The organism is Syntrophorhabdaceae bacterium (assembly GCA_035541755.1).
Classification (GTDB): Bacteria; Desulfobacterota; Syntrophorhabdia; order Syntrophorhabdales; family Syntrophorhabdaceae; genus PNOF01.
This window is the reverse complement of record DATKMQ010000055.1, coordinates 69,474-89,676: the sequence shown is the minus strand read 5'-3', so window position 1 is coordinate 89,676 and position 20,203 is coordinate 69,474. Positions and strand designations below refer to the sequence as shown.

The window sequence follows — 20,203 nt, the reverse complement described above, 5'->3', positions numbered from 1 at the left end:
TCTCGTTACCACGATCGTAAACATTATCGGGAATTATGTGATCCATAAGGTTGCTATCGAAGCATCAAAAGAGGTGGGATAGTGCAGGGGCACATCAGGATACGTCTCGTGAAAGATACGGCCTTTAAGGGTCTCATCTGTGTGCTTGCCTTTGCGTCTCTGCTTCCTCTCTTTCTGATCCTCTATTACATTACCAAGAGCGGTATTTCAGTAATCAACTGGGGTTTTCTCTTAAACCTTCCGCGCCCTATCGGAGAAACTGGAGGCGGAATATCGAGCGCCATCGTGGGAACTATCATGCTTATTGTGCTCTCCGGGATCATATCCGTCCCCTTCGGCATCGCCACCGGTATATATCTATCGGAGAACAAAGAAGGGAAATTGAGCAATACGGTTCGTCTCTGCGTGATCGTCTTGCAGGGAACGCCATCCATCGTTATTGGTATTATCGCCTATGTCTGGGTCGTGGCCCCCTTGAGGACATTTTCCGCCTTATCCGGCGGCGTGGCCTTGAGCATTATGATGCTCCCTGTTATCATCAAGACCACGGAGGAGACCTTAAAGCTCATACCCTACCATCTGAAAGAGGCATCCCTTGCCTTAGGCGTACCTTACTATAAGACAATCCTCAAGGTCATTCTACCTTCCGGCTTAAGCGGTATAACCACAGGCATTCTGTTGAGCATTGCACGCATTACCGGTGAAACGGCCCCTCTTTTGTTTACCGCCTTCGGCAACCAGTTCATGAACATCAATATTTTTAAACCCATTGACTCTCTTCCGTATCGGATTTTTTATTACGCGATGAGCCCTTACCCGGAATGGCACACCTTTGCTTGGGGCGCATCTTTTATTCTCGTTGTCTTTACACTGGCTTTTAACCTGATCGCAAGGGGGATCTCGGCAAAATGGAAAATACAGTTCTAAAGGTTGAAAACTTTTCAGCCTATTTCGGCGACAATAAGATCCTCAAAGAGATAAACCTTACGGTCACAAAGAACATCGTGGCCGCTCTCATGGGACCATCTGGCTGTGGAAAAACAACCCTCATCAGATGTATCAACAGGATGCATGAGCTTATCCCGGGCGCAAAGGTGTCGGGCGAGATCTATCTTAATGATCACGATATCTATGGCATGGAACCGATCGTGCTTCGAAGAATGGTAGGTATGGTTTTTCAAAAACCAAACCCATTCCCGACCATGAGCATCTACGAGAATGTGATTGCGGGATACAAACTCAACGGTATCCGGCGACCCAAGGACGAATTCGACGGTATCGTGGAACAGTCCTTGAAAAAGGCAGCGCTCTGGAGTGAGGTAAAGGACGTGCTCCACAGGAAAGGAACGTTCCTTTCGGGCGGCCAGCAGCAGCGGCTCTGCATCGCCCGGGCACTCGCCATGAACCCCGAAATACTTCTCCTCGACGAACCTACCTCCGCGCTCGACCCTAAATCCACATCCCAGATTGAAGAGCTCTTCGTTGAACTAAAACAGAATGTCACTATGCTGCTCGTCACACACAACATAGCGCAGGCCGCACGCGTATCCGACTTTACCGCCTTTATTTATCTCGGAGAACTCGTCGAATTCGGCCCCACGGAAAAAATGTTTACCGTGCCCAAAGACAAACGTACAGAAGAATACCTCACAGGAAAATTCGGATAGGAGGCACAATGTTAGAGCAAGAAAAAATCACGGAACTCAAGAAGGAGTTGATCGCCTTCGGGACCCTTGCCGAAACCATGATCGCGAAAAGCATCAGAGGTCTTCTCAAGAAGGAAAAGGCCACACTCCGCGAAATAATCGAAGAACGAGAGCCCGAAGCCAATGCCTTTGAAATAAAGATCGAGGAACTCTGCGTGTCGGTCATCGCCCAGTATCAGCCCATGGCTAAGGAGTTAAGAACCGTCCTTATGATCTTCAAGATGGCGAGCGATATCGAACGTATCGGCGACCATGCTGTAAACATAGCCGAAAGTGCCCTCTTTCTCATGGACAAACAGCCCGTCAAACCCTTAATCGACATTCCACGAATGGCTGACGAGACCACCAAAAGCGTTGATGACGCTATAATGGCATTTATCAACGAGGATGCCTTGCAAGCCAAGAACGTGTGCGAACGGGACGATATTATCGACGGTCTTCAGGTCCAGATTTTTCGGGAGCTCACCACGTTCATGACCTCTGATCCGACAACCATCGAACGGGCACTGCATCTTATCAGGATCGCGAGCAACCTGGAGCGGATTGCCGATCTGGCCACGAACATTTCCGAAGACGTTATCTTCATGGTAGAAGGACGTGTCATCAAACACCACCGCGAGGAGGGGTCGAACCCATAAGCACACCCCCACTTTTCGCCTATAACCCCTGGCAGCCTTAGCCTTCCGAACCCGCTACCCTGTATAATTTCGTTGTAATCGGCATAGAATATCACTATACTCTTGCCAGTCGTTGAAGGAGGGTTACGTGATGCTTGAAGGACATATTTACAAAACGTTTGACCTCGAACTGAAGGAACTCAAGGAGAGACTCCTCTACGAGGGAGGACTTGTGGAGAAGGCCATCGACAGCGCTGTTCGGGCGCTCCTCGAGCGGGACTCGGATCTCGCCAAGAAAGTTATCGTCGAGGACGTCATGATCAACGATCTGGAGGTTGAGATCGATGAGTTCTGTTTGAAGCTGCTTGCCCTGAGACAACCGGCAGCACGCGATCTCAGGTTTATTACAACGGCAATCAAGATCAATTACGATCTGGAGCGTATCGGGGATATGGCCGTCAATGTTTGTGAGCGCGTTGAAGAACTCAACAGGGAACCACAGCTCAAACCTTACATCGATCTGCCGAAAATGACGGAAACGGTCAGGTCCATGCTCAAGGAAAGTCTCGATGCCTTCGTAAGGGAGGATGTGTCCCTGGCGCTGAAAGTCACCAAGGACGATGCCCAGGTTGACCAGCTCCTGGACCAGATGTTTCGAGAACTGCTCACCTATATGATGCAGGATATGCGAACGATTTCACGCGCCACGAGGCTCTTATTCATCACCAAGTATCTGGAGCGCATGGCGGACCATGCCGTCAATATAGCGGAACTTGTCATCTTCATGGTAGAGGGACGGATTATCAGACATCTGAAGGAGCCTGGGGAATAACCGCTTGACGAATAGAATCGCACTATTTCTCCTGTGTCTCACGCTCATACTCTGTTCCTGCGGGCATAACGGAGGGGGACGAGGTGAGCGGGCAAAACATACGATCACTGTGGCGGGCTCCACATCGGTCATGCCATTCACCGAAAAGCTCGCAGAGCATTTCATGCTCGACCATCGGAATTTTGTCATAGATGTTCAGGGCGGCGGCTCAACGGCCGGTATCCAGGCCATTATGAACAATACGGTCAGTATCGGCATGTCCTCAAGGGACTTAGACGACAAAGAAAAGATGCTCAATACCATTACCATATGTCACGATGGCATCGCAATCATTGTCAATCCTCAGAATCCGGTCAGGTCGCTCACTTTGCAGCAGATACGAGACATCTTCAGCGGCAAGATCAGGGATTGGAAGGAACTCGGCGGCATAGATCGCGAAGTTGACGCGGTGACCAGAGAGGAAGGCTCGGGCACCCGAAGCGCCTTCGAAGAGCTGGTTATGAAAGGCAAGGCCATAGACGACAGCATCATGGTGCAGGACTCGAACGGTTCCGTAAAGGAAGTGGTGGCCACGGACCCGTACGCCATGGGCTACATATCGCTCGGCCTCGTTGACCAGAAAGTGCGTTCTGTGATTGTCGACGATGTAGCGCCGTCAATCAAGAATATAAAGACTGGCCGCTACAAGATTGTCAGGCCATTTCTCTATGTTACCAATGGAGAGCTCGATCCCTACGCCAAAGAATTTGTCAATTTCGTCCTTTCTAAAGACGGACAGAATATCCTCATAAAGGAAGGTCTTGTAAGCCTCTATGATTGAGAAGTCGCTTTTCAAAGAACGCCTGGTCAAATGGGTACTCGTCCTGTTTGCGCTTTCCTCGCTTCTGTTTCTTTTCCTCATATTCATGTTCATCTTTTCGGAAGGCTTGCCTCTGTTTTTGAAGGTGGGCTTGTTCAAGATTATCGGCGGCTCCAAATGGGCCCCAACAAAAGGCTTCTTCGGCATATTTCCCATGATCATCTCCTCGTTCCTCGTCACCTTCGGTGCGCTCGTGATCGGAGCGCCCATGGGACTTTCCTGTGCCATCTATCTTTCCGAATATTCAGGGAAGAAAATGAAGATGTTCTTGAAACCGGCGCTCGAGCTCCTCGCCGGGATACCCTCCGTGGTCTATGGTTTTTTAGGCGTGATCTATATCGTTCCCCTGGTCAGAGACTATCTCGGGGGGTCGGGTTTTTCCCTTCTTTCCACATCGATCATCCTCGGCGTGATGATTCTTCCCACCATTATCAGTATCACCTTCGACTCGCTCGTCAGCGTGCCGAGGACATATCGGGAAGGCTCACTCGCCATGGGCGCTACAAAATGGCAAACTATTTACAAGGTAATTTTGCCATCAGCAAAATCTGGCATCCTGGCAAGCTTCATCCTCGGCATGGGCAGGGCCATCGGTGAGACCATGGCGGTCATAATGATTGCCGGTAACGCCTTAAAAATACCGGGCAGCATCCTTGATCCGCTTCGCACCCTAACGGGCAACATAGCTCTTGAGCTCTCATACGCGAGCGGAGACCACAGGCTCGGTCTCTTCTCTACCGGCGTGGTTTTGATGGTCATTATCATGCTGCTCAATTACGTGGCTAATTTTGGAATTAAGAGGAAGATAGCGAAATGAGGATACATCCACGGATTATCAACAGGATTGTGGAGTTCGGCCTCAACATTCAGGCCTTTTTTACTGTCGGTATACTGGTAGTCATTGTGGCTATTATCTTTTTTAAGGGCTTTCCCTATGTAAATCCTGAGTTCATCTTCGCCTTCCCTGACGATATGGGACGCCACGGAGGTATTTTTCCCTCCATCGTGGGCACCATGCAGCTTGCCTTTTTATCAATCGTGTTTGCGACCCCGCTCGGTGTGGGAACCGCCGTTTTTCTCACCGAGTATACGCGCGAGTCAACCTTCACCAAACTCATCCGCTTTGGTGTTGAATCGCTCGCCGGCATTCCTTCGATCCTCTATGGCCTCTTCGGTTTTATCTTCTTTGTCATCAAGCTTGGTATGGGATGGTCTTTACTCGCCGGGGTTCTCACCATGACCATTATGATCCTCCCCACAATTATCAGGACAAGCGAAGAAGCCATACGATCAGTGCCCCGACAGTTACGCATCGTGAGCTATTCGCTGAGCGCGACCAAATGGGAAACGATCAAGAAGGTAATCATCCCGGCAGCGGCCCCCGGCATCCTTACGGGCATTATGTTGAGCGTGGGCCGTGCCGTTGGCGAAACCGCCGCTATTATATTCACCATGGGTAGCTCATTGAGACTCCCGCTCTCGCTCATGGATTCGGGAAGGACCATGGCGGTTCACTTCTATATACTCGCCCGTGAAGGTATCTCCATGGAAAAGGCGTATGGAACGGCCCTGGTCCTGGTCTTAAGCATATTATCTATTAATGTGCTCGCTTATTATGTGATGCACAAAGCAATATCAAAGTACTCATGAGGAACCATGAACACAAAGATCGCAATTGAGAGATTGCGGCTCTCCTTCGGAAAAAACGAGGTCATAAAAAACATCACGATTAACGTCTATAAGAACGCCATCACGGGCTTTATGGGTCCTTCCGGGAGCGGCAAGTCGACCATTATCTCTGTCATCAATAGAATGATCGATTTTGAAGACAACGTGAATATTCACGGAAGGGTCTATATAGACGGAAAGAATATTCTCGACGACTCCAATAATCCGGTGAGCCTGCGCAGACGCGTGGGTACCGTATTTGCCGTGCCTATACCGCTGCCACGCTCGATCTTTGAGAATATCGCCTACGGACCGCGGCTCAAAGGTTTGACCGGTAGGAGGGAACTCCACAATATCGTAGAGGAGAGCCTCAAAAAAGCGTTCCTGTGGGATGAGGTCAAAGACAGACTCAATCTCTCGGCTCTCAAACTCTCCGGCGGCCAGCAGCAGCGGCTTTGTCTTGCCCGCACACTCGCCCTCAAACCGGAGATCATTCTTCTCGATGAACCCTGCTCCGGTCTTGATCCTATCTCCACCGCAAAAATTGAAGACGCATTGAACGAGCTTAAGTCGGATTACACTATCGTGCTCGTATCCAACAATACGAAGCAGATCGCACGTATAACCGATTTTGCCGCCTTCTTCTACATGGGAAAACTCGTCGAATATAACACGACCGAAAGGGTCTTTACGACCCCGCTCGAGAAACAGACTGAAGACTATATCCAGGGGAAATTCGGATAATGAATGCTTTTGCACTGGAAACAAAGAATTTGAACCTCTTCTACGGCACGTTTCACGGACTGAAGAATATCGACTTTCGCGTTTTTCCGCGGGCCATCACGGCCCTCATCGGGCCTTCGGGCTGCGGCAAATCCACGCTTTTGCGTTGTTTTAACCGCATGAACGATCTTATCGACGATGTGCGTATCGAAGGAGACATTCGCGTACATGATGAAAAGGTAGAGAATATCGACATCATCGAGCTTCGCAAGAAAGTGGGCATGGTCTTCCAAAGGCCCAACCCCTTCCCGTTTACCGTATACGAAAATATGGTCTACGGCCTTAAGGTGCATGGCATGGGTAATAAGAGGTATCTGCGTGAGACCGTGGAGAAGTGTCTTTTTTCTGTGGGCCTCTGGGATGAACTCAAGGACAAAATGAGCGCCCCGGCGCTCACCCTATCGGAAGAAATCAAGCAACGGCTCTGCATTGCTCGCGTCCTGACGGTCGAGCCGGAGATCATTCTCCTCGATGAACCCTGCTCCGCGCTTGATCCCATCGCCACCATGAGAATCGAGGAACTCATGATGGAGCTCAAACAGGACTATACGATCCTCATCGTAACGCATAACATGCAACAGGCGGCGAGGGTCTCGGACTACACGGGTTTTATGCTCTTGGGCGATCTCGTTGAGTTCGACGAGACCCCCCACATTTTTACCTCTCCCAAAGACGAGAGGACAGAGGGCTACATTACCGGCCGTTTCGGATAGGCCTCAGTCCTGATTGTCCCCCATTCTCCGTGGACATGTAGAGACGGACCGGACTATTTCTTCTTGATCTGTCTCGCATAGAGATCGTCCGATCGCTCCCAGGTCAGACTTACCGTGTCTCCTTCCTTGATCTCGTCCAAGCTGGCCTTTTTGCCCTTCACAAGTATAGTTGTGTCAGGCCTGACCGTTGCTCCAACCGTGACATCCTGACCACCGGACATATCTGTTATGACGATGGCCATCTTCTGTGTGTCTACGGCCATCACCTTGCCTGTAGCAGTGCGTATCATGGCCTTGTCCGCATAGGCCAAGCCCGCACACACAAGGGAGATTGCTGCAACCAATACCATGATCATCGATTTCTTCATACGATCCTCCTTTTAAAGAAACTCCTTTTCATAGAGGATAAGTAAGCATCGGTGAATGAAGATTCAATAGCGGGTCATCGACACCCTGGCGTTGTTGACACGAAGCGGACAAAATAGTATCGTAAGGAAAAACTGCCAGGGGGTGTTCGGTGGGAGTAAACAACAAGATCTTTATGGAAGTTATCGAATGGTTCGACGATACGGGCAAGGAGATCGCCCACAGAATTCCCGGAGAGGGTTCAGGCGAGATTAAATACGGGGCACAGCTTACGGTGCGGGAGAGCCAGGCCGCGGTTTTTTTCTACGAAGGCAAGGCATACGACGCTGTGGGCGCGGGAAGATACACCCTCTCAACCCTCAATATCCCCGTCATCACAAAGATACTGAGCCTGCCCTGGGGGTTTACAAGCCCGCTTCGCGCTGAGGTCTACTTTGTAAACATGAAGACCTTCCCGAACCTCGCCTGGGGTACGAGAGACCCTGTTGCATTCAAGGACGCCGAGCTGGGTCTCATACGTTTAAGGGCATTCGGCGTCTTTAACATCAGGGTGGCACAGCCTACACTCTTTATTAACTCAATCGTGGGCACCCAGAACGTGTATACGGTGTCCGATATCGAGGACTACCTCGGCAAGGTGATCGTGTCAAGGTTCAACGACTATCTCGGTGAAAAACTCGATACCGTCTTTAACCTTCCCGGCCAATACGAAGCCATATCGGAAGGTCTCATCAAGACCTTAGAGCAGGATTTTGCTCGTTTCGGCATTATGCTCTCCAATCTCTACATCGACTCCATTACGCCTCCGCCGGAGGTGCAGAAGGCCATAGACGACAAGAGTAAACTCGGTATCTTCGATGACCTCAATAAACTCCTCAAAATGAAGGCTGCCATGGCCGTTGAGGAAGCTGCGCAGAATCCCGCACAGGCCGGTGCCGGACTTGGCATGGGGTTAGGATTCATGATGCCAGCCATGTATTCGGAAATGGCAAAAAACGATCCACAAAGTAAGGCGTCTCTCAAATGTCCCGACTGCAAGAATGACATTACGGCGGATGCAAAGTTCTGTCCTTCCTGCGGGCACCAGCTTCTCATATATCAACAGTGTGCGAGCTGCGGCAAGAACGTGCCGCCTCATGCCAGGTATTGTCCCTTTTGCGGCCAGGCCACGACAGATAAGCAATCGGCCGCGGTTTGCCCTCATTGTAAGACAGAAAACATCCCCGGGGCCACTTACTGCAATCAGTGCGGTGAGAAGATATAGCGGTCTGTATGCGCATTGAACACCAGTGCCCGCAGTGTGGAGGCCCCGTGGCCTTTGAAGAAACGGACAGGCTTCTTGCGTGCAGTTTCTGCAAAACAAACCTCTACATCCAGCCGTCCGACTACTTCCGCTATGCTTTTTCTCCTGCCTTTGGCGTGACGGAAAAAATCGTCTATATCCCTTATTGGCGCGTGAGGGGCATACGCTTCGCCTGCAGAACGAGCGGGATTAAGGACACGCTCATCGACAGAACGATCCTTGCCGTAAACTTTAAAGGACTTCCCGACACGCTTGGCGTGCGACCCCAGGCTGTAAGTCTCAAATTCGCAGACAAAAAGGAAGGTGAACGTTACCTGGAACCACAGGTTGTCTTTTCTTTCGCCTTCATGGAATCGCAAACGGACTGGTCCTCCAGCGCGGGCCTTTTTAGGGAGACTACCGGTTTCTCCTCCCTTAACTTAAGAGCGGCATTAGGCAGTGAGTTGAGCACCGCAGGCACAGAGGCCCGAGAGGATAAACTCTACTTAGAATCTTTCGTGGCTGAACAGGCGCATCTTGTGTACGCACCCTTCTTCATAAAAGACCAAACGTTTTATGACGGGCTCACCGGGGACGCGGTTAATGCCGCGGTGGATACAGAGAGTATGGACGGGATCTTGTCCCGGGGAGACTGGGGCATACGCTTTTTGTCCACTCTCTGTCCTCAATGCGGTTTTAACCTCTCGGCTGAGCGCGATAGCTGCGTGCTCGTCTGCGCGCACTGCGACACCTGCTGGCACGCTATCGATCAGGGCGATCTGCAGGCCCTGGATTTTCGGGTCTTAAGCCCTGATAACCCCGCGGGGAAATACGCCTTCTTGCCTTTCTGGAGGACAAAGGTCCTTATTGACGGCATAAACCTTAAATCGTACGGCGACCTGCTGAGAGCGTCTGATCCCGTGGCATTCTCGCAGTGCGGCCGCACAGAGTCGGATCTTTATTTCTGGACACCGGCGTTCAAGATCGCGCCTTCTATTTTCTTGAGAACGGCCCATCGCATGACGCTCACCAACCCTGACGGGACTACTCTCAATGAAATGCGTGATATTCTTCTCTATCCTGCAAACGTGTCGCCCTCCGAGGCGGCTCAGAGCCTGAAGGTTGTACTGCTCGATATGATGCAAAGAAAACAGGAGCTCCTGCCCGAGCTAAGCAAGATCACCATCACGCCGACGGAATCGGTTTTGGTCTTTTATCCGTTCCTCGATACGGGTTACGAATTAAGTGACATGCGCGTAAGATGCGGCATCATGAAGACCGCCCTTACGTGGGGACACAACCTCTGAACGATAATGAAAAAAGGGGGGCGGCCCCGGACGCGCTCGTACCTGTGAGAGATACGCAAAGTTTACGAGAAAGACCGGATGTAAGACTGATATTATGATTGACAACCCACAAGACGCATACTAACATTTACCAATTGCAACCTCTCTTAACTTTGTCGTCATCGGGGGCTTAAGTAACTACACGCGGCAGATCCATGAGTGTTCACGGGTCGAGCCCATGGCGCCCGCGCGTAGGACGCATGGGCCGATGATTAAGGAGGATGATCATGGCAACGATGGGTGTTTGCGGTGACAATTGTCTTTACTGCCCCAGGTATATCGCTACGAGGGGAGGCAAGGCCGAAGATCTGGAAAAGGTCAAAGGGCTATGGGTGCGGCTTGGTCTCAGAGAACCATCTATACCGGCCACGGACCTCGCCTGTTATGGGTGCACCCCTCAAAACAAATGCGCCTATAACGAGATAAGGACCTGCGCGTACGAGCGAGGCATCGATAACTGCGGGTTGTGTGATGCCTATGCCTGTGAACTCGTAAAGGCCGCGCTTGCAAAATCAGATACACTTCGTTCTCGTGCGTGCTCGGTTTCTACATCGGAGGAGATGGAGCTCCTGAATAGGGCTTACTTTTCCAAAGAGCAGAACCTGGATCAGATACGTTTAAAAAGGCATAAGAAAAACAAGCCGTGAGGAGGGATGTTACTCGAGGCTACAGTGCTTTGGGTCGATTACGTGCTGCGACAATCGACATCAGTGAAGCGATGAGGAGGCTATCATGAGAATTGCGGTCTTCGGCACAGGCGGTGCCGGCGGCTACTTTGGCGCCCAGCTGGCCCGCGCCGGTGAAGATGTTGTCTTTATAGCCCGGGGCAAGCATTTAGAAGCAATTCGGCAACACGGGCTTTGCCTCGAAACCACTGCAGGCGAGGTTCTCATTCAGCCTGCGCAGGTGACCGACGACCCTCACCGGGCGGGACCTGTTGATGTCGTCCTCCTCGGTGTTAAGACGTGGCAGGTAACTGAGGCCGCGCGGGCAATAAAGCCCATGATGGGGTCGGATACCTTCGTTGTGCCGCTTGAGAATGGCGTGGAGGCATCTTCACAACTGGCGGAGGTTCTCGGGCCTAAGCGCGTCGTTGGAGGCCTGTGCGGGACCTTAAGCTGGATCGTCGGTCCCGGACGAATTCGCAGCATCGGCGAATCGCATTTTATCAAATTTGGGGAGCTCACCGGAGGGCCGAGCGGACGGACTGAAAAGCTCAGAGTTGCTTTCCAACGTGCCGGAGTGAAAGTCGAAGTTCCTTCGGATATCCAGGTATCGCTCTGGGAAAAATTCCTGGTGGTGGTTTCGTTCGGAGGGATCGGGGCAGTGTCAAGGGCACCCATCGGGGTGATACGGACCATCCCAGAAACGAGGCAACTCTTAACACAGGCATTGACCGAAGTCATTCTGGTGGCCAAAGCCCGTCACGTAGGACTTCCGGATGACAGTATGGAAAAAGCGATGGCATTTCTCAGCTCTTTGGCACCAAGCGGAACAACCTCGCTCCAGAGGGATATCGCGGAAGGTAAACCGTCCGAACTCGAGGCGTGGAATGGGGCCGTGGTGCGGCTCGGCCGGGATGCGGGTCAGTTGACCCCCCTTCATCAGTTCATCTATCACACTCTTTTGCCGCTCGAGCTGAAAGCCCGGGGCGTAATCGAGTTCCCGCGGTGAGGCGATAGCGGTGACAAGAAGTGAATTGAACGCCAATATATATGCATTCGTTGCGGCTGTCCTGGTCGGGGCATCGGTTGTGGCGGTAAGAGTTGCCGTGCGGGAGATCCCACCTTTGACGCTTGCCATCCTGCGGTTTGGTCAGGGAGGTCTCGTCCTGCTTATCGCCCTTTGTCTCGTTGCACGCAGCTCCCTTCGCATTGGAAAATCCTCTGTCACAGCTTGCGCACGCGCACGCCCTGGCGATCGTGCTCGTAATCCTTCTCGGTCTATTTGGCGGTGCGGTAAATTTTCTCTGGACCTTTGCCCTCACGCATTTGTCCCCGACCCAGGTAGCGGTATACGCAAACCTGAACCCTATGGCAGCAACCCTGCTCGGTGCAACGCTTTTGGGAGAAAAACTGACCGCCACGTTTCTCGCGGGGCTTGGCGCTGTTCTCACGGGGGTATTGCTCGTGAATATACGCCCGAAAAAATAGTCTGAAACGAGTGCAACCCTTCAATTACTATTTGAACAGGGGACGGTGGTAATGCGCAGATGCGCCCTCTCGGTATCCGCTGAAGACAAAACAAGAAAAGGTGAATTGAAGAACATAAACCTGCCGTTACAGGTCAAGCCAGGAATCGGAATAGAGTGTCCGGTTGAGAAGCACCCGCGTGGTTTTCACGTAATCAGCCTCTTCTTTCGAAAGGGCCGCAACATCGGGCTCCTCCCCATCCATCGCCCGGTGCACAAGGGCTTCGAGCCCGGGCATCTTCCCCTTGGCTATGTCATACAATTCCTTGTCGAATGCATCGACGATGGCGGAGTACATACCGTATCTTTTGACCATGATAAGATAGGTCCTGTTTAGAATACCCCTTAAGGTCTTGGGCACTCCGTTTGATACGTTTGAGATCCCGCATGTAGATTTGCAGTAGGGAGACAAATCCTTGAGCATCATGATGAATTCCAAACAGCCCTGAAGCTGCATTTGCTGGGTATTGACCGGCAGGATCAAGGGATCGAGCCATATGTTCTCCTCCGGTATGCCTATGGCGGCTGCCGCAGCGATAATCTCAGCGGCAAAGAGCCCGCGTTCATTCACGTCTCTGGGGATGCCTTCTAAACCCAGGGTGAGACCGATAAAGGACGCGCCGTATTTCTTGGCGAGCGGCATAAGCTTAGTGATCCTTTCCGGCCTCGCCGAAATAGAGTTGATCAGGGCCTTATTTCTGCACACCGCAAGACCCGCCTCCATAGCCTCCATATTGGTCGTGTCAAGGGAGAGCGGCAGGTCGGTCACATCCTGGACCAGATTGACGAGCCACTCCATAAATTCCCGGCCGCCCTTACGGGCAGGTCCGATATTGAGTTCAATGAGGTCCACACCCGCCCTCACTTCCGCCTCAACCATCGCTCTGACAGGCTGAGGCTCGCGCTTCTTAAAAGCCTCTCCGACGAGCCTTGACATGACATTGAGATTTTCTCCGATCAGGATCATAAAACATTCCTACTCTGATATAACGATTTTCAGCGACGCGCGCAACACTTAAGAGCCCGCCCTATGCTTTCCACATCTTGAGGTATGCCGGTATGTGGGCAGCTTCACGGGGGCCCACGAGGACCTCCCATCCGGCGAGCTCTTCTTCAAGATCGCCGAGTATGGCAGCCGCGTAGCCCGGGATAATGAGCTTTTTGTGGCTCACCTTTTCCATGATGCCGCACTTCTTGATGAAGGCGCCCACGAGGTCTCCCACAAATTTTCCTGCCGCCCATGCGGTCATCACAGAGAGCCCTTCCGTATCCATGATACAGAGCCAGCTTGGGACGCGTGAGTTCTCAATCTCGCCGCTCACTATGAAATAGGTGAGTGAAAAGTTGGCAGTCACAAGCACAGGGGAATTCTCATCGGGGTTGTTAATGGGATAGATGCCCTCTTTGGTGGTCATGGGTCGCTGGGGGTCCGTATAGATGTTGAGCCTTTGCAAGAGAAGTGGGAATAGGCTCTCTCCCTGAAAATCGCTCATAACCAGAATGCCTGCATATTTTGCCACAAAAACAGATGCGATGAGCGTCTCTTTCATGAGGTCCTGAGCCATCTCGCAGGGAAAGGTGATAGTCGGAAATCCGAGCGGCTTGTACTTGCTCACGAGCGCAGCCCTCCGCATGGCGACCTGCTCCTGAAAGGCGTCTTTAACCGTTCTCGTCGAGGTGTCTATGACGAGGTCCTTGAGACCAGTGGCTGTGAGTTTCTCCGCAAGCCGGGCGGCATCCTCAATTCCCTCCCCTTTCACTACAAGAGGCAATCCGTACTCTTTCGCAATACCACCCATGGCTTCGTAGTTCTCGGACGTAGCGGCATAGATGAGTGGTTTTCTGTCTCGGACGATCCCCGCGGCTTCCTTCATTACGGAAGGGTCCACAGCCAGAAGGATTAGCCCGTAGGGTGTTTCACGAGCCTTTTTCACGAGACTCATAAATCTCTCGCTATTTCCCGTGCATTTGAGGGCGACAAGCTCGGGTCTCATAATCACGCCCACCCGCTCGTATTGATAGGAGGCGAGCTTTGAGAATCGCGCTTCTATCTCAGTCTCATCCATGGCGTCGCTTATAATAATGGCCACACCGCACTTATTCAAAAAGGTTTTTTCGTGGCGGAACATGACCGTCTCGCCGCCGATTCTCGTCTCGTATTCGCCTGCGCCTATCACCACCTGCCTTATTGGCGGGGCGCTTGCGTCAGAAAGCTCCTGTCGCGCCTCCTCCGACACATGGACGCAGAGATCAAGCTCGGTCTTACCCGCCGCAAGTGCCATGGCAAAGGCAAGACAGGTCGGGTATTTGCATTCCCCGCAGTTCGTCTTGGGGAGAAGTTTGAATATTTGGATTCCCGTGAGTCCCATCAGCCACTCCTTATTTTTGAACTATTCCGGTAAAGCATTCGTACGACAAGAACAACTTTCTCACATCAACGCTTCCATGTTCAGTGAAGGGTGTCCCTTGCTTGTGATATAGTCGAGCACTTCCTCCTCTGTCTTGGCCACCGATTCGTCAGCGATCATCTCAGGCAGATCGGGGTAGCCGAGTTCTTCTCCTCTTGTCTTGAGCCGGTGATAGATTTCCTCCTTGAGTCTTTTCGGCATCCATACAAGCCGAAGCAACCCGCCATCGCCCTTAAGAAACTTTCTCTGCGTGATGTTGAATTTGCTGTGGCCGAGAAAGCCGGGTGTTTGTGCTCCTCCGCCAACGGAACCGGCCAGGCTCGTAAACTTCATGCCGCACGGCGTCATATCGGTAAAGTCCCTATCGACGGTCATAACGCCATTACACATGGGCAGGATGGCAGCGAGACATTCGCAGCACCCGCAGGTAGTCATGGGATCGACCATGAGGCTATAGAAGCTCACGCTCTGCACACTCTGACGGGACGCCTTTTTTACGAATTCATCACAGCCCTGAAACTTTCCATATTTCTCGTCCGTGCATTCGCCTTTTTTCACCGGTTGATTGGGACCCTCAGGGTTTATCTCGTTAGAAGCCCGGCAATCGAGCCAGTTGTAAGCGCCGCACAGGCCGGTCCTTTCAGGGCTCACCATGCAGACGTGGTTGGGGGCGAAGGACTGACACAAGGTACACGAGTAAAACGTATCAACGCTTTCATCCGTCATGTTCTCGACGCGCGCATCCCTCTGTGCATAGACGCTGCGCGCACGCTCGAGGATCTCTTCAACCTTTGCTTCTTCCGTACAGATCTTAATCTGAACTTTATCGAAGATGGCGCCGAAATCCTGATGATATTTCGCATGGATGATTTTCCCTATGTCTTTGAGGGTAAACCCCTTTTCAACTGCTTGTTTGGAAACCCTGATCCAGGCGATGTCTCTCTGCCCGATATGCATAACACCCTGCGCCTGATTGATGAGATGATGGTTCTGACGCTCCAAAATCGGCTCGAAATCTTCTTGAAAGGTCCTCCCCGCAACTTCCGCCACGAGCGCAAAATGGAGTCTGGTGCCTGGCGTAACGTCTCCCACATCCTGGCCTGTAAGCTCGATCTTCCCGTCCTCCACCTCTTCCATTCTCCTCATTGTGGTCAGCTCCACGGCCGTGGTTTTTCCGCCACCCATCTCAAGGTAGATGTCTTCTCCCCGGACACGCTCGCCTTCGAATGCAGGTCCGTAAGAAACAGGGATAGGGACTTTTAAGACCTGTACCTTGAGTCCTCTCACCTCCACGGCTTTCTCAACGATTTGATCATGGGGCACATTGGACACAACATGTTCGTATGTACAGATCCCTGTGGGCAACACCTGAGGTATCGGCGTATCGGCAATCGTCGGAAAACCCCAGTTGATGGCCCCCGCAGCGTTTGCGTACCATTCGTCGGTCACGTGACCCAGCGCGAGCACAAAGGCATAGGTCCTGTCTTTGTTGTAGATAAGGTTTTTACGAAAATCTCCCGGCTTAATTCCGCCAAAGGCCATGGCGACCCTGCACGCAAACCCGATGGCAAAAACCGCCTCATAGATATCGGGCCCGAGCGACGCGAGTCGCGTGGGCCAGCCCACCTGTATATCGGCCTCCCTCAATTGCTCGGCGAAACGTTTCCCGCCGTTCTCTCCACACATAAAGACGTAGAGATTTTTCTCCTGCAGTTCAAGTGCGATTCTTGCAGCCGTGGCCGAATCCGGGGCAGCGCCCACGATGGCTGCAAACCCCGGGGCGGTTCCGTCCACAAACTCGACGCCTCTCTTCCTAAAGATCACATCGTTTGCTGCGCCAAGCCACACGGTTTTGTCGGTAGGGTCTTCGCTGTTTATGGCATAGCGGTTAGGCTCCTCCAGGTAGCGAATCGCCTCGATGATCTCTTCGGCAAAAAAGGTGGCCATACCGGCGTCCAGGGCAGGAGCAAGATAGGGCAGAGGCACATTCTCGCGGACGGGCGGAGGGATGAGCCTTTTGCAGATATCGAGTACTCGCCTCATCTCGTTTATCTTCGAAACACCGATACCGGTTATTGCGTAGATAATCGGAAGATAGTAGGCCGTATTCGGAAAACCGACCTCTTGACCGGGGCCGAATTTTTCAAGCGCCTCCTCGTACTTGTCCTCCGCCAGCCTCAGTATCTTGTGAGCGCCTCTGATCGCAGCGGACCCAATAATCTTGGACACTAATAGACTCCTTTTGACATGTTGCGCCCGCAGTCCTGCTCTTTAAATCCTGCACGCTTCATAGTTCAGTCGAGCGCCCTCCTCATGCCCATATCAAAGAGTACCCGTTCACGTGACTTATTAAGACCCAGCGCATCTCTCTTCTTATCGATATGGGCTATCATAAGATGCGCCGCCTTGACCGGGTCAGGCTCAAAAGCCCACATGCCCTTGTACATCTCCTCATGTTCCTTGAAGAGATGTTCGGTTACCTTTTCGCTCCCGACTGTGGGCCAGGTGGTTCCAAAAACGGTGAAGATCCCTGACGCCACGAAATACTGGCCGATCGCGAGGGCCTTCTCACTCATCCACTCAGGCGCAGCTCCCGCCGCGGGAATATCGCTCAAATCATCACCCAGGCCGCCTTCTTTGACCACCGCGGTGGCGGCAATGAGGATCCGCGAGTTGTCCACACACGCGCCCATGTGAAGCACCGGTGGAATACCCACGGTCTCGCAGACCTCGGCAAGCCCGGGTCCGGCAAATTCTCCGGCAGCCTCCGGCTTGAGCAGCCCTGCTTTGCCGCAGGCCATAGCCGCGCATCCTGTGGTCAGCACGAGCACGTCGTTCTTTATGAGCTCTTTGATCATGGTAATGTGACCCTCATCGTGAACAGACCGTACGTTGTTGCAGCCCACGACCCCGGCCACACCCCGTATTCTTCCATTCGTGATGTTATCGTTTAACGGCCGGTAGCTGGCCCTGAACAGTCCGCCAAGAAGATAACCGATGGTCTCCTGGCTGAAGCCTGCCACCATATCCTGGCTCACGTCGGGTATATATACGGCCTTGCGGTTCTTATAGTTCTCGATAGCCATCTTGAGTATTTGCTTTGCCGTGTCGAGACCTGTCTCCGGGTGAAATTCGATATGCGTGGCGCCCTCTATCATTGCCCTGTCTGACGTGGTGATGAGCTTGGTATGAAAACATTCCGCCACATTTCTCAAGCCCTGCATCTCGCACTGCACATCGACCGTCATAACCTCCACGGCACCAGTAACGAGCGCGAGTTCCTGCTGGAGAAAGTTGCCCGCTACCGGAATACCGTGGCGCATGAGCACCTCGTTCGCCGAACAGCACATACCGGCGAGATTGATGCCCTTGGCCCCCGAGTTCTCTACGAGTTTCTTTATTTCCTGGTCTTTAGTTGCCACGACGAGCATCTCCGGCAAGAGGGGCTCGTGCCCATGGACGACCACGTTGATCTCTTCTTCCTTCAGAACGCCCAGGTTGATCGCTCCGAGCACAGGCACCGGCGTGCCGAACATGATGTCTTGGAGGTCTGTGGAGATCATGGAACCGCCCCAGCCGTCCGCGAGGGCGGTACGGGTGGCCTGTCTCAAAAGATGCTTGTAATCCTGATCCACCCCCATATGCGTTCTGTGCATGGTTTCAACGACCTCACGGTCTATGCCGCGAGGCGTTACGCCGAGCCTCTTCCAGATCTCCTGGCGTTTGAGCGGGGCTTTTTTGATGTAAACGAGCTCACCACGCTGTTTACCGAATTCTTGAAGCGCCTTTTCTCCCACCTCGATAGCAACGTCTCTTATTTCTCTCCCCTCTATCTCAATGCCAAAATCGAGGGCAACCTCGAGGAGTTTCATTTCATCTTTGATCGAAAAACCCTGCGCCTCACCGCGGGCGGCCTTCAAGAACGTCTCTGCCACTTCCCGTGCATGATCCGAGTGCGATGCCGCACCTGCAGCTATCTTACGCGCAAAATTCCTCGCCACGATCGTTTCAATGGTGGCGCCGCAGACCCCTGTCCTCTTCTTTCCCTCATCCTTCCTTAAGCGGGGAAGCCTGCACGGCCCCATTGCGCAAACCTTGCAGCAACTCTCTTCAACCCCTATGGGACACGGCTTGATTTCATCCCCGCGGGCAAATACCGTCTCGATGTCTTGCTTTTGCGCCTTGTCGATAAGCTCAAGTGTCGCACGATCAATACTCTTTTCTTTCGCTTCCGGCATAGTACCTCCTCAGACCATCAACTCCCGAATCATATCCTTGATGATCTTCATACTTTCCGGATGTCGCACGATCACGATATCGGCGCCAGCCATAATGAGACTCATAGCCGTCACAGACTCTATCAATATGGAACGTTTGGTCTCGTCGCCCAGTTTCGGATCTTCCTCTTTGGTAAGTCTCACTTCACGCGTTTTCCAGACCTCATCCGCTACGTTACAGATAATGGGGTTCTGCAGCTTGGCGTCTTCCTGGGTGAGCCCCGCCATTCTGTCACGTTCCATGACCGAATACGTGTATTCAAGCCCGTACCCGAGGGCACCCGTGGTCGGGTCCATAATGATCTTCTCATCGGGTACGCCCAGATTCCCAAGGAGTATGTTCAGTTGTTTGGCAAGGTTGACATCGAGCGGAGAAGAAGCCGCTACAGTCTGGCCGTACGCAATAGACATGGCCCCCACCTGTTTGTAGTTCTTTTCCGTCACCGGTCCCAGCGCAACATTTCTTCCCTCACATACCTCTGCAATCCGCCTGAAAAGCACCGCGTCCTTTTCGTCGTTTGACGTGCCCCAGACGATAAGCGGGATGGCGAGAGCGTCGGCGATGCTTTTCACCCGGGAAGCCACCTCTTCCGCGTCACGGTTCATGCCGTTTGGATCTGCGCTTTTTAACTGCAAGGCGATCATATCCGCTTGATAGGCGTCGGCGCACTTCTTGGCCCACAAGAGAGGATCATGGATCACATCGCGGTAGGGCTCGATTGTCCAATGCTGCCAGTCATCGGGCTTACAATCCCAGACCTCGAGGGCGACCTTCGGAGGGTTTGGCATCTCTCCTTCGAAAAGATAGAAAGGATAACAGGACTCTCCGCCGATCCTTAACGCATGCGGGCCATCTCCAATCGATACCTCTTTGATTGAGCCCGTATATTTTATCTTTGGAATCTCGAACGCCATTCAAGCCCTCCCTCACGCGTCTTGTTTTCTTCTTTCGCTGCCGAACCAATCCTTGCTATACCAGTATCTCAAGGCCGATTTGAGATATCCCAGCTTATCCTCTCTGGTTTCAAGCTTGGCCCTCCAGTCGCCCCGTTCGTTGGGCTTACCTGCCTCATATGTGGACCCCAGGACTTTTACTTTCTTTCCGCTGAAATCCTTTTTTTCGTCGTAGCTCATATATTCATCGGTCATAGTCTC

At 52.4% G+C, this 20,203-nt stretch carries 21 protein-coding genes; 14 read left to right on the top strand and 7 right to left on the bottom strand.

Annotated features, from left to right (window positions below; translation table 11 throughout):
- Positions 1–81 precede the first annotated feature (81 nt).
- From pstA (VMT62_04985) to pstB (VMT62_04945), 9 genes are all read left to right on the top strand, one after another.
- On the top strand, positions 82–927 hold the full coding sequence (pstA, locus tag VMT62_04985; protein ID HVN95759.1) for a phosphate ABC transporter permease PstA: 846 nt from the start codon (positions 82–84) through the stop codon (positions 925–927).
- The gene (pstB, locus tag VMT62_04980; protein ID HVN95758.1) at positions 909–1,667 is read left to right on the top strand and encodes a phosphate ABC transporter ATP-binding protein PstB; all 759 of its coding nucleotides are present in this window, start codon (positions 909–911) and stop codon (positions 1,665–1,667) included. The genes pstA (VMT62_04985) and pstB (VMT62_04980) overlap by 19 nt, the downstream gene beginning before the upstream one ends.
- 8 nt (positions 1,668–1,675) lie before the next feature.
- Entirely contained in the window at positions 1,676–2,344 is a 669-nt protein-coding gene (gene phoU, locus VMT62_04975) for a phosphate signaling complex protein PhoU (protein ID HVN95757.1), read from the top strand.
- Between the two features lie 130 nt (positions 2,345–2,474).
- A complete protein-coding gene (gene phoU, locus VMT62_04970) occupies positions 2,475–3,155 on the top strand; it encodes a phosphate signaling complex protein PhoU (protein HVN95756.1) in 681 nt (226 codons plus the stop codon).
- 4 nt (positions 3,156–3,159) lie between these two features.
- On the top strand, positions 3,160–3,975 hold the full coding sequence (locus VMT62_04965; GenBank protein HVN95755.1) for a phosphate ABC transporter substrate-binding protein: 816 nt from the start codon (positions 3,160–3,162) through the stop codon (positions 3,973–3,975).
- Positions 3,968–4,831, top strand: coding sequence for a phosphate ABC transporter permease subunit PstC (gene pstC, locus VMT62_04960; protein ID HVN95754.1), 864 nt, complete (start codon positions 3,968–3,970; stop codon positions 4,829–4,831). The genes VMT62_04965 and pstC overlap by 8 nt, the downstream gene beginning before the upstream one ends.
- A complete protein-coding gene (pstA, locus tag VMT62_04955; GenBank protein ID HVN95753.1) occupies positions 4,828–5,664 on the top strand; it encodes a phosphate ABC transporter permease PstA in 837 nt (278 codons plus the stop codon). The genes pstC and pstA (VMT62_04955) overlap by 4 nt, the downstream gene beginning before the upstream one ends.
- A gap of 6 nt (positions 5,665–5,670) precedes the next feature.
- The gene (locus tag VMT62_04950) at positions 5,671–6,426 is read left to right on the top strand and encodes a phosphate ABC transporter ATP-binding protein (GenBank protein HVN95752.1); all 756 of its coding nucleotides are present in this window, start codon (positions 5,671–5,673) and stop codon (positions 6,424–6,426) included.
- Positions 6,426–7,178: a phosphate ABC transporter ATP-binding protein PstB gene (gene pstB, locus VMT62_04945; GenBank protein HVN95751.1), complete on the top strand. Its 753-nt coding sequence runs from the start codon at positions 6,426–6,428 to the stop codon at positions 7,176–7,178. The genes VMT62_04950 and pstB (VMT62_04945) overlap by 1 nt, the downstream gene beginning before the upstream one ends.
- Before the next feature lie 53 nt (positions 7,179–7,231).
- Here pstB (VMT62_04945) and VMT62_04940 read toward each other — a convergent pair whose 3' ends face one another.
- The gene (locus VMT62_04940; GenBank protein HVN95750.1) at positions 7,232–7,546 is read right to left on the bottom strand and encodes a hypothetical protein; all 315 of its coding nucleotides are present in this window, start codon (positions 7,544–7,546) and stop codon (positions 7,232–7,234) included.
- A gap of 149 nt (positions 7,547–7,695) precedes the next feature.
- On the opposite strand from VMT62_04940, the gene VMT62_04935 reads away from it, so the two are divergent.
- The 5 genes from VMT62_04935 (at position 7,696) to VMT62_04915 (ending at position 12,325) form a co-directional block, all read left to right on the top strand.
- Entirely contained in the window at positions 7,696–8,808 is a 1,113-nt protein-coding gene (locus VMT62_04935; GenBank protein HVN95749.1) for an SPFH domain-containing protein, read from the top strand.
- Between the two features lie 47 nt (positions 8,809–8,855).
- Positions 8,856–10,133 carry a hypothetical protein gene (locus VMT62_04930; protein ID HVN95748.1) on the top strand — a complete coding sequence of 426 codons (1,278 nt, stop codon included), beginning with the start codon at positions 8,856–8,858 and terminating at the stop codon, positions 10,131–10,133.
- Between the two features lie 266 nt (positions 10,134–10,399).
- A complete protein-coding gene (locus VMT62_04925) occupies positions 10,400–10,819 on the top strand; it encodes a DUF3795 domain-containing protein (GenBank protein ID HVN95747.1) in 420 nt (139 codons plus the stop codon).
- 85 nt (positions 10,820–10,904) lie between these two features.
- Positions 10,905–11,846 (top strand): 2-dehydropantoate 2-reductase, encoded by a 942-nt coding sequence (locus VMT62_04920; GenBank protein HVN95746.1) that lies wholly within the window; start codon positions 10,905–10,907, stop codon positions 11,844–11,846.
- Between the two features lie 200 nt (positions 11,847–12,046).
- On the top strand, positions 12,047–12,325 hold the full coding sequence (locus VMT62_04915; protein ID HVN95745.1) for a DMT family transporter: 279 nt from the start codon (positions 12,047–12,049) through the stop codon (positions 12,323–12,325).
- Positions 12,326–12,451: 126 nt separating this feature from the next.
- Here the strand turns inward: VMT62_04915 and VMT62_04910 are convergent, their stop codons facing one another.
- From VMT62_04910 to VMT62_04885, 6 genes are all read right to left on the bottom strand, one after another.
- On the bottom strand, positions 12,452–13,330 hold the full coding sequence (locus tag VMT62_04910; protein HVN95744.1) for a dihydropteroate synthase: 879 nt from the start codon (positions 13,328–13,330) through the stop codon (positions 12,452–12,454).
- Between the two features lie 61 nt (positions 13,331–13,391).
- Positions 13,392–14,732 (bottom strand): acetyl-CoA decarbonylase/synthase complex subunit gamma, encoded by a 1,341-nt coding sequence (gene acsC / locus VMT62_04905; GenBank protein HVN95743.1) that lies wholly within the window; start codon positions 14,730–14,732, stop codon positions 13,392–13,394.
- 60 nt (positions 14,733–14,792) lie between these two features.
- On the bottom strand, positions 14,793–17,000 hold the full coding sequence (gene acsB, locus VMT62_04900; protein ID HVN95742.1) for an acetyl-CoA decarbonylase/synthase complex subunit alpha/beta: 2,208 nt from the start codon (positions 16,998–17,000) through the stop codon (positions 14,793–14,795).
- A 65-nt stretch (positions 17,001–17,065) separates the two neighbouring features.
- Positions 17,066–19,009: an anaerobic carbon-monoxide dehydrogenase catalytic subunit gene (cooS, locus tag VMT62_04895; protein ID HVN95741.1), complete on the bottom strand. Its 1,944-nt coding sequence runs from the start codon at positions 19,007–19,009 to the stop codon at positions 17,066–17,068.
- A gap of 9 nt (positions 19,010–19,018) precedes the next feature.
- Complete coding sequence (locus tag VMT62_04890; protein HVN95740.1) at positions 19,019–19,963, bottom strand: acetyl-CoA decarbonylase/synthase complex subunit delta; 945 nt, start codon at positions 19,961–19,963, stop codon at positions 19,019–19,021.
- 12 nt (positions 19,964–19,975) lie between these two features.
- Positions 19,976–20,197 carry a hypothetical protein gene (locus tag VMT62_04885; GenBank protein HVN95739.1) on the bottom strand — a complete coding sequence of 74 codons (222 nt, stop codon included), beginning with the start codon at positions 20,195–20,197 and terminating at the stop codon, positions 19,976–19,978.
- Positions 20,198–20,203 lie beyond the last annotated feature (6 nt).